The 6,617-nt window shown below is 59.3% G+C and carries 5 protein-coding genes; 1 reads left to right on the top strand and 4 read right to left on the bottom strand.

Annotated elements, in window-relative coordinates:
* The coding region (locus B5V02_RS20495; RefSeq protein WP_111545943.1) for an HWE histidine kinase domain-containing protein at positions 1 to 919 on the bottom strand (919 nt) is incomplete at its 3' end.
* A gap of 685 nt (positions 920 to 1,604) precedes the next feature.
* Here B5V02_RS20495 and B5V02_RS20490 point away from each other — a divergent pair.
* Positions 1,605 to 1,820: a CsbD family protein gene (locus tag B5V02_RS20490; RefSeq protein WP_111545942.1), complete on the top strand. Its 216-nt coding sequence runs from the start codon at positions 1,605 to 1,607 to the stop codon at positions 1,818 to 1,820.
* A gap of 29 nt (positions 1,821 to 1,849) precedes the next feature.
* On the opposite strand, the gene B5V02_RS20485 is transcribed toward B5V02_RS20490, so the two are convergent.
* The 3 genes from B5V02_RS20485 to B5V02_RS20475 all read right to left on the bottom strand — a co-directional run bounded on the left by B5V02_RS20485 (position 1,850) and on the right by B5V02_RS20475 (position 5,519).
* Positions 1,850 to 3,001, bottom strand: a complete 1,152-nt coding sequence (locus B5V02_RS20485; RefSeq protein WP_111545941.1) for an AI-2E family transporter — start codon at positions 2,999 to 3,001, stop codon at positions 1,850 to 1,852.
* Positions 3,002 to 3,104: 103 nt separating this feature from the next.
* Positions 3,105 to 4,019: a hypothetical protein gene (locus tag B5V02_RS20480; RefSeq protein ID WP_111545952.1), complete on the bottom strand. Its 915-nt coding sequence runs from the start codon at positions 4,017 to 4,019 to the stop codon at positions 3,105 to 3,107.
* 210 nt (positions 4,020 to 4,229) lie between these two features.
* A complete protein-coding gene (locus tag B5V02_RS20475; protein WP_111545940.1) occupies positions 4,230 to 5,519 on the bottom strand; it encodes an NRAMP family divalent metal transporter in 1,290 nt (429 codons plus the stop codon).
* Positions 5,520 to 6,617: the final 1,098 nt, after the last annotated feature.

Here is a 6,617-nt window from a genome sequence, read left to right as displayed (position 1 = left end):
GCAGCGGTGGCGTAACCGGCGGACCGCCCTGCTCTCGCCAGGACAGGATCAGCCGACCTTCCTCTAGGGTCGGCTCGATCGTCCAGTCGATCCGGATCGAGCCCTTGTCGTTGGAAAACGCACCGTATTTCACCGCATTGGTCGCGAGTTCGTTGAACGCGATGCCAAGGGCCAGCGCCGCCTTTGTCGAAAGGCGAATGTTCTCGCCGGCAATCACCAGTCGCTCCGCTCGCCCGTCGGTGACGCCGAACGGTTCCAGGGCATCGTGGAGCACATCGAGCAGTCCGGCGCTATGCCAATTTTCACGGGTCAGCAAATTGTGCGATCGGGAGAGCGCAAACAGCCGCGACTCGACAGCTTCGCGGATCGCTCGTGGATCGGAATTGGCTCGCGATGCCTGCCAGACGATCGACTGCACAGTTGCCAGCGTGTTCTTCACGCGATGGTTCAGTTCGTCGATGAGCATCTTGGATTGCGCCTGCTCCTCCTTGTGTCTGGTGAGATCGACGAAGGAGGCAAAATACTGGACGATGGCGCCGCGCGTGTCCTGGACAGGATTGGCGAAAAGACCCGCCCAGAATTCACTGCCATCCTTACGCCTGTAGAGGATTTCCGTACCCGCCTCCAAATTGGCTTCGAACTCCGCCTTGATACGTTTCAGCGCCCTGGCGTCGGTGCTGTCCGCCATCAGGAAATTGAAGGGCTGACCCAGTACCTCTTCCCTGGCGTATCCGGTCAGCGCGAGGAAGGCGTCATTGGCAAAAATGATCGGATTGCCGGGTTCTTTTGCATCGGTGAAAACCATGGCCATTCGTGTTGTCTCTGCGGCAACGACGAACGGGCCAAGGTCGTCGTGAAAGCCCTCGACTTCGGCTTCGGCGTCCTGCTGCTCTTCGGACTTGTCAACTATGCTGGGCATGTCGTTAACCCGTTGGCGTCCGCTATGTAGGTGACCGCCATCGCGCTTCTCCCGTGATTAAGGGCGAAAGCGTGATCGACTCTTTCAATCGCCAGCGCCCACTCACAGGCTGACAACATCTACTTTGTACGCTTCCGACAGTCAGTTAGCGAGTCATTCCGCGCCCCCGCTGAATTGGCCGCAGCCACGCAAATCCTCGCTGGAACGATTGTTTGGAGCCGGCGTTCCTTGACTGCTGCGGACCGCGTCAACCGGGCGTGGCGGTACGGTGAACAGGATGGTTTTCCCGGTTTCATATCCTGACCACGAATGGCAAAAGCGCCTGTCCCGCCCGGTCTGCAGCATCCAACATCGTTGGAACGGATCGATACAGTCGCGATTGGCCCGAATTGAGCGGTCGTTACCCTCGAGATATCGGCGCGAAATGCGGCTCTTCGTACTCCGCAGGCCGGCCGTTCCATAGGTTGGGCGCCCTCGCACGTCTCCATGTAGCCGATCGATGGCGTCATAGTGTTCCCGGGCGTAAGCGAGATCCACGCTTGTCGCCACCAAGCAACAGTTGGTGCGTGATTTCCTTCTTAGAACCTGTTCCACACCCGCGAGCGGCTAAGGAGTGGAACCTGCTGCCATGGTCTGCGTTCATGACACACCCATTCAACGAATTTCAACCACGGGAGCCACGATAATGGGAAGCACCAGCGATAAAGCAGCCGGCATTGCCAATCAGGCGATAGGCAACGCCAAGCAGGGGCTTGGCAAGGCCGTCGGTAACGACAGGCTTCGCGCCGAGGGCGCGGCACAGGAAGCCAAGGGTAAGGTCGAGAAGGCGGTTGGCGACGCCAAATCAACGATAAAGGATGCGACCAACAAAGCCGCGGCGGCAATCAATAAAAACCTATGAAATTGATGGATGGGTAGGCCTATGGAGACCTACCCATCTTTTGTTTGTTCGGCGCTCTCTCCGACTGGCACCGCGTTATCCTGAGCTGCCAGAAAGTTTCCTAAGTGCTGCAGAGCCTCAAAGTGATCGCAGAAGACCTTGATTACGACGAGTAGAGGCACGGCCATGACCGCGCCAATAAACCCCCACAGCCACGACCAGAACGCGATGGCGATGAATATTGCAACGGAGTTGATCTCAAGGCGTCGACCGACAACCGTCGGCGTGACAAATTGGCCTTCCAGCACATCGCACAGAAGCACAAAGGCCGGAGGCAACAGCGCGTAAGGCAGACTATCAAAGCTGATCAAGCCGATAGCTGCAACCAGAACGATGGTGATCAGGGCACCAATGTACGGCAGGAAGTTCAGAAGGGCTGCGGCTGCCCCCCAGAGCAAGGGATTGGGCATGCCGAGCGCCCAGAGGCCGAGAGCGATAACGGACCCCAATCCGGTGTTAATGACCGCAACCGTGAAAAGGTAATGCGAGATTTCGCGCTCGACATCATAGGCGACCTGAAGCGCTCGTTTTTTATCGCTGAGCTTGGGAAATGACTGGATGATCTTCTCGTAGATCATGGTTCCGGAGGCGAGAATGAACAGCGACAGCACGAAGATGATGGTGATGCTGGTGCCTACCGATAGAAGGTTGCCAGCTGCCTGCGAGACAATGCCGGACGGAGCGACCACCACTTTCTGGACGCCCGGTTCCTGCGTTGCATCTGTAGCGCTCTCAACCTGATGCGAAATCTCGATGAAACGTTCAAAGGGATGTTTCAGGTCGGAAAGCCGTTCGCTCAGCTTTTGGCCGATCGAAGGCGCATTGCTGATCAACTGGACAATCGGGTCGCTTAGGAGATAGCCCGCGCTGGCGACCGCGCCGACTGCCAATAGAACGAGCATTGTCGCCGACGCAGCTTCCGGCACGCCATGCTTTTTCAGGAAACGAACGACTGGCCTCAACGTCAGCGCAAGCAGGAACGCCAGGATAACTGGCATGAAAAAGTCACGCGCAAAAAACAGGGCGTCGACTGCCATGAAAATGAATATTCCGATTACCAGAGACCGGATCAAATGCGTATCGGCTTGCGAATTAGGGGTGGCTGCATCTCCTGCGGCCACCCCAGCGGATTCGATTTTCATGGTTATCCTCCAACGCGATTCAATGGTCGCCCTGGCTGGCCGCGACGATGATTGAGAAAGCCCGACTTCGCGCCGGGCTTTCTCTTGAATCGAGTGGGCCGCTTTAGCGGCTGGTCAGGAAAACCGCTTCCTCCTCGTCGCGCTGCCTGCCGCCGAGTGCTGCCGCGGCACTGGCTATGAAGGCACCGATGACCAGCGAGAGAGCCCCGATCAGCGCGAAGGTGGCAGTCGCCTTCCTGGCGATGTCGGCTGCCTGCTTGGCCTTGACCTTAGCGTCCTGCACCTTGGCAAGCACCGCATCGACGCGCGTCTTGGCGTCCGCTTCCGACAACCCCGTGCGCGCAGCCACCAGCTGCGACAGATAGGTCTTGTCGTCGGCCGAAACCTCGCCTGCTGCGGCGCTGGCGATCAGGATTCGCGATGCCTGTGCCGTTGCCGCCGTATCGCTTTGCGGATTGGCAGCGGCGAGCTTGGTTGCATCGGCCGGCCGGAAAAGCGAATCCACGAAATAGGATGTCGCGTTGTCCGCCACTCCGCCAGCGTTTGCCGCTGCACCGGCCGAAACGCCCATGGCGGCCCCTGAAGCGACGGTCGATGCCGCCTGCACGCCGGAGCCGATGACCGCGGAGAGTGCCGAGCCGAGGACCCCGACGACGAGCAGCGTGGCGAGTGCCCAGGCAAGAAAGCCGTGGGCCGTATCACGGAAAAAAACTTCATCGGTGTGGATGCCGACCCATTTGGTGCGCAGGCGTCCGGCAAGATAGCCGCCGACGCCGGAGGACAGCCACTGCACGACAATCAGCCAGACAGCGGTGGAAACCGCAAATGTAGTGACAGAGGCCCCCGAACCTGACCAGGGCGAAACCATTGTCAGTCCAAGGCCGGAGCCGAGCAGCATCAAAATGAAGGTGAGCGTGCAGGCCGCGAAGGCGCCGGCAATGATCGGCCCCCAGCTGACGGCGGTGGAAGAGGATTCCGTCGAAGCGGAAACGTCGACAACCGATAGGGTTGATTGCAACAAAACCTCCTACCGTGCAAAAAGCATGATGAGAATGATGATTGGAATCGGAATGCCGAGCAACCAGAGCAAGATGCCGCGTCCCATGAGAGCCTCCCGTTACTGCGTTACGATGCAGTAATAATTCGGTGATCGGCCTTTCGTTCCCTGTCCAAATGGATACGTCATTTGCGATCGACGGCCGAATAGCAGAAGGGCATCGGGGCCTGATCACCAGAACAGCTGGAAGATCATCACCGCCGCGGCCGCCGCCATGACGGCGGTCGCCAGCCAGCCGACAAGCCGCATCGGCAGCGGAACGATGCTTGTGCCCATGACCTCCCGTCGGGCCGTCATCAACATCATGACCGCCATCACGGGTACCGCGACGACGCCATTGACCACCGCGCTCCAGTAAAGGGCCTTTATCGGATCGATCGGGGTGAAGTTGAGAGCCGCGCCGATGAGGGTGGCCACCGCGATTGTTCCATAGAACGCCTTCGCCTCCAGCGGCTTGCGCTCCAGCCCGGTTGGCCACTTTCGCGATTCGCCCAGCGCATAGCCAGCCGAGCCGGCGAGCACCGGAATCGCGAGCAACCCGGTGCCGATTACGCCGAGCGCGAAAATGAAAAAGGCGAAAGAGCCGGCCACTGGTCGCAGGGCTTCAGCCGCCTGGCTGGTGGATTCGATATCGGTGACGCCGTTGGCATGAAGCGTGGTTCCAGCTGTAATCATGATTGCGAGGGCGACGATGTTGGAAAAGGCCATGCCGACATAGGTATCCAGGCGGATTCGCGCGTTGGCATCCTCCGCTTGTTTGGGGGCGCCTTTGAGCGGGTCGCGTTCCGGCTTGGCCTTCATGTCTTCCACCTCCTCGGAGGCCTGCCAGAAGAACAGATAGGGACTGATGGTGGTCCCAAAAATCGCGACCACTGCGGTCCAGAATTGGGCACCCGAGGTGAACGTGGGGATCAACAGGCCTTTCGCCACCTCATTCCAGGGAACGTGAACCACCATCGCCGTTCCGAAATATGCGAACAGCGAGAGCGTCAGCCATTTCAGGATAGAGACATAGCGGCTGTATTTCAGGAAAACCTGGAGAACGACCGACGTTGCGCCGAACAGGACGACGTAAACAAGGAGGGGCCCGCCTACGATCAGCCGTAAAGCGCCTGCCATGGCTCCAAGATCTGCGCCGATGTTGATGGTGTTGGCTATGAGCAGGAGGGCGACGACGGAATGTAACAGCCAATTCGCATAGTAGAGCCGCATGTTGCCCGCAATGCCGCGACCGGTGGTTCGGCCAATCCGTCCGCTGATTTCCTGGACGACCGCCATGAGCGGGTAGCTGAAAAGCATCGTCCAGGTCAGGCCGAATCCGAATTGGGCGCCGGTTTGCGAATAGGTCGCAATGCCGCTGGGATCATCGTCGGAGGCTCCAGTAATCAGGCCCGGGCCAAGCACGCGGAACAATCGAGGCTTTGACGGACCGACGACTGGATTGGCTTGTTTCGCGCCCATAGGTGCCCTTCGCCAATGAAATCTGGTCTAACAACTCGCCAAGTCAGGAAAAGCTCCAGGCTGGCCCTGTCGCCATTGCTCGGTGCAGGTTTTGAGGACTGATTGCGCCGGAACTAGATTGCCAGCCGAAACTTCATGCGAAGGGTTGCACGACCGGGTCTTGTGCAGGGTGGTCGACACCATGCGCTGAAGCGCAACAGGAGGTCCTCGCCCGAGCGGGTTGTCCCACCAAAGGGCGCGACGCCGATGCCTAACATGAGCCCTGAAGACTACCGCCGTTGCCCGGCCCAATCCCCTCACACCCGACGGCCAGTGAGTCATCGCACCCGGCGGCCTGCATCAAGACATGTGGCGCAAATCCAGGCGGTTATCATGATGGCAGAGCGATGACGGCGTAGGGCCTAGCCAAGAGCTAGCATAGCGCCGTTCGGGCATTTGGTCGCGGCGCGCTTGGAACGACGAGCTGCTCAAACTCGGCTCATGCTTCGCGCTGAGCTAGGCTGAGCGTCTTTGACAATAGGGCCTGTCCCTCGAATCCCACTATCGCTTTGAACAAACATTCATGCGAGCCGGGCGTACCTAACGAAAGATTTTTGGAACTGCTTGGCGCCATGCCACGTTGATCTCCGCCATTCGGAGATTGCAACGATGTCTGTGCAAAAAGAAGACTATCGGACCAACAGAGCCGACTATGCGTTTGCTGCGAAGCATGGCAGAGCGGTCGCGGACAGCGATCGCGACGAACTACTCGCACGAAAGAAGAAATCCCTGTGGCTAAGTGATCGGCGTTCCGCCAAATTGGCCAGAAACCCGGCGGAAAGCTCGCCAGAGCCGAAATCCAGACTGCGCGGTTAGCGCGTCCGGCGCCGGGCATCTTCCTCCTGCTGAAATCGTCAAGCGGCGCGCGCGGGGCGGATGCGTGAGCGTGTCTGCCTCGCCACTCCGCGCCCCTAAAGGCGTGGACCTATCTCGCGACAAGGCGCATAGTTCGCGGATGAAGCCGCTCCCTGTTATCGACCCGGCCAACTGCAACGGTGAGCCAGAAGATCACCCAGCCGTAGCCACAGTGGCCCTTCACGCTGCCGTCAAGGGGCTGGA

This window comes from Mesorhizobium kowhaii (assembly GCF_003253745.1).
GTDB lineage: Bacteria > Pseudomonadota > Alphaproteobacteria > Rhizobiales > Rhizobiaceae > Mesorhizobium > Mesorhizobium kowhaii.
The sequence above is the reverse complement of the archived record's forward strand: the minus strand, read 5'-3'. Positions and strand labels throughout refer to the sequence as shown.